Raw genomic sequence first — 1258 nt, 5'->3', positions numbered from 1 at the left:
GCCTCCGCACACTCACGCATCGACAAAGCGAAGACAGGCGAAGACCCGATCAGCTCCTGCGCCATCCCCACCCACTGCGCACCCTGACCCGGGAAGACGAAGACCACCTTGTCGCCGGGCCGCACCATCCGCGGGACGACCTCGCCGGCGGCCACGGCGCGCAGGCCGGCCAGCAGCTCGTCCCGGTCCGCGCCGACTGCCGCGGTCCGATGGGTCAAGGCGGCTCGCGCGCTGATCAGCGACCAGGCCACGTCCACCGGACGCAGTTCGGGAACCGATTCCACGTGTTCCAGAAGACGCGCCGCCTGTGCCCGCACCGCCTCGTCCGACGCGCCCGAGATGATCCACGGCACCACGCCGCCGCCGGCCTCCGGCTCGGCGGCCACAGATTTGGCAGCCACGGATTCGCCGGCGATGGATTCGGCGACTGCAGGGTCGGTAGCTGCGGGCTCGGTTGCCTCGGGGGCTTCGAGGATGACATGCGCGTTGGTACCGCTGACACCGAACGAGGACACCCCGGCACGGCGCGGACGACCCGTCTCCGGCCACGGCACCGCATCGGTCAGCAGCCGCACATCACCCTGCGACCAGTCCACCTGAGTCGACGGCTCATCGACATGCAGAGTCCTGGGCAGGACCCCATGACGCAGCGCCATGACCATCTTGATGACCCCGGCCACACCCGCCGCGGCCTGAGTGTGACCGATGTTGGACTTCAACGACCCCAGCCACAACGGCCGGTCGCCGGGACGGTCCTGGCCATACGTGGCCAGCAACGCCTGCGCCTCGATCGGATCACCGAGGCGGGTGCCCGTACCGTGGGCCTCCACCGCATCCACGTCAGCCGACGACAGACCGGCAGCAGCCAGCGCCTGACGGATCAAGCGCTGCTGGGACGGACCGTTCGGAGCCGTCAGACCGTTCGACGCACCGTCCTGATTCACCGCACTCGACCGGAACACGGCAAGAACCTCGTGACCGTTACGGCGAGCGTCGGACAGCCGCTCCAACACCACCACGCCGACGCCCTCGGACCAGCCCGTCCCGTCAGCGCTGTCGGCGAACGACCGGCACCGGCCATCCGGGGACAGACCACCCTGAGCAGTGAAGCCCACGAAGGCATCCGCAGTGGCCATGACGGTCACGCCGCCGGCCAGCGCCAGCGAGCACTCCCCCGCCCGCAACGCCTGCGCAGCCAGATGCATCGCCACCAGCGACGACGAACACGCCGTGTCCACACTGACCGCGGGACCCTCCA

The 1258-nt window shown here is 69.8% G+C and carries 1 protein-coding gene; it reads right to left on the bottom strand.

Features of this window, described 5'->3' with window-relative positions:
* The coding region (locus tag ABZ646_RS46890; protein ID WP_360533980.1) for a beta-ketoacyl synthase N-terminal-like domain-containing protein at positions 1-1258 on the bottom strand (1258 nt) is incomplete at both ends.

This window comes from Streptomyces sp. NPDC007162, from assembly GCF_040634175.1.
Lineage (GTDB): Bacteria > Actinomycetota > Actinomycetes > Streptomycetales > Streptomycetaceae > Streptomyces.
The sequence above is the reverse complement of the archived record's forward strand: the minus strand, read 5'-3'. Positions and strand labels throughout refer to the sequence as shown.